Source organism: Sulfurovum sp. (genome assembly GCF_041562805.1).
GTDB lineage: Bacteria > Campylobacterota > Campylobacteria > Campylobacterales > Sulfurovaceae > Sulfurovum.
Window position 1 is genome coordinate 1 of the sequence record NZ_JBFFOH010000274.1, and the last position, 1,866, is coordinate 1,866.

Consider the following 1,866-nt stretch of genomic DNA (forward strand, 5'->3'; position numbering starts at 1 on the left):
ATAAGCGTAGTTTTCTTTACACAAAGAGGGTACATTTATGTCATATTGCAATATTTTGTTAATTATAAATATATTTTGTAGGTGAAAATATTTGATAGTTTAAGGCTATAGTGTATAAAATGTCCGATATTAAATAGTTAGACACATATTAGGAGATGTATTGATTACCATTGAATTGATAGATAACAAAAAAATAAATTCAATAATTCCACTTCTTAAAATATTGAATACTTCTATATCAGAAGAGACATTAGAAGAGCGGCTTAGTGATATGATTAAAGAAGGTTATCAGTGTGTTGGAGCTTTTGACAATGATAAGCTTATTGGAATTTGTGGTTTATGGATTTTAACTAAGTATTATGTTGGTAAACATATTGAACCAGATAATATGATGATTCTCCCTGAGTATCAAAATCAAAAAATCGGCTCTAAAATGATGCAGTGGATTTATGGTTACGCTAAAAACAATGATTGTGTAGCAAGTGAATTAAATTGTTATATAAATAACAAAGCTGCACATAATTTTTGGGAAAAAGAGAGTTATAAAGTCATAGCTTTACATTTCCAAAAAGATTTGTAAATGTCTAACAAAACCTTGGAGAGAAATAGTTTCCCCTACGGCAAAACTATTTCTCAAGACAGTCGTTATGTGTGAAAGAATTAACATCATGGTTAGGCGTTATCTACAGTGGTATAGCAAAGACACGGAGTTTTCAGTTGGGCAAGAGAACCTAAAAGATATTGAACTTAATCAACTACAAAAACTATTCGGCGTTCCCTCTGATGACCCAATGTATGATTGCTGGGAAGTAAATGATGTGCACTTATCTGAACTACAAAAACACGTAGACCACAGAATCAATCTAGCAAAATACTCATACTTCATAGAGGCATCCGGGTGACAACATGCAAACCACATAACAAGGCGCTCCAGCCGACCCACCTCCGAGGCACTTGGCTTGTGCTGTGTAGCACAAACCAAGCCCCGCTACGGCGGTCGGCTGAGCTTAAGCGTTATGTTAAAGGAAATTAGAACATGGAATTGAAATATACAGATGCATTTACAAGTAAGTATCGTTACGGTAAGTTATATCCAAAAGGTATACCATTTGGAACTAATATTCATAATAAGTTAAAAAGTGATAGCTGGGAATTAGAAAATAGAGAAAATCATATTGCAGAAAAGAATGACAACAGAATGGATAGAAATTATGGATTTACTGACAATTATATACATAAAGTAACCAATAAAGCAGTCTCTGTTCATTGTAGAACATCAGCAACGGGTAAAACACTTAATTGGACATTTAGTTCAAACGATATAGAAAATCAAGAAGAATTTGAACAGCTATTAAATTAAAAACATAACAAAGCATAGTAACCAATAAGTTACCTAGCGGCAACTTATTGGCTATACTCAAACGTTATGTGCCATGGGAGATGACATGAAAAAGATACTTGTGCTCATTGGCATTTTGTTTATGTTTCAAGCTCAAGCGGAATCAGTGGGGAGTATAGTTTTCTTCAACATTGCGAGTACTGAGCAATCAGATGAAGAAACCAATGCGGATTTCTACTTTTATTATGACAAACTGAATGACTTTCTTACAAAGAAAGGGTTTGACGTGCATCTTGCTGAGCAATTGCCTATTAAAATAGTGAAGCCTGACTACACTATTGAGCTGGGAGTGAGCGACGTAGCAAGTGATGTTGGAATTATATTTGTCAAGCCGTCAGGTCAGTACAAGGTTTCTGAAGGAGTTAAGACAGATATGGATGTTGCTATGGAAGCCGAACAATACTTCAAAGTGAAATTGGTAGGCGAATGACACATAACAAACCAAAGGAGACCAATCAAAAACCCGC

4 protein-coding genes are annotated in these 1,866 nt (G+C 34.7%); all 4 read left to right on the forward strand.

All coding sequences use genetic code 11. The features are described 5' to 3' along the window. Positions 1–160 precede the first annotated feature (160 nt). The 4 genes from ABYK33_RS15700 to ABYK33_RS15715 all read left to right on the forward strand — a co-directional run bounded on the left by ABYK33_RS15700 (position 161) and on the right by ABYK33_RS15715 (position 1,829). Positions 161–580, forward strand: coding sequence for a GNAT family N-acetyltransferase (locus ABYK33_RS15700; RefSeq protein ID WP_373034259.1), 420 nt, complete (start codon positions 161–163; stop codon positions 578–580). 88 nt (positions 581–668) lie between these two features. Next, on the forward strand, positions 669–902 hold the full coding sequence (locus ABYK33_RS15705; RefSeq protein WP_373034260.1) for a colicin E3-like toxin immunity protein: 234 nt from the start codon (positions 669–671) through the stop codon (positions 900–902). Between the two features lie 134 nt (positions 903–1,036). Then, entirely contained in the window at positions 1,037–1,360 is a 324-nt protein-coding gene (locus ABYK33_RS15710; RefSeq protein WP_373034261.1) for a hypothetical protein, read from the forward strand. Between the two features lie 85 nt (positions 1,361–1,445). After that, the gene (locus ABYK33_RS15715) at positions 1,446–1,829 is read left to right on the forward strand and encodes a hypothetical protein (RefSeq protein ID WP_373034262.1); all 384 of its coding nucleotides are present in this window, start codon (positions 1,446–1,448) and stop codon (positions 1,827–1,829) included. The last annotated feature ends 37 nt before the right edge of the window (positions 1,830–1,866 follow it).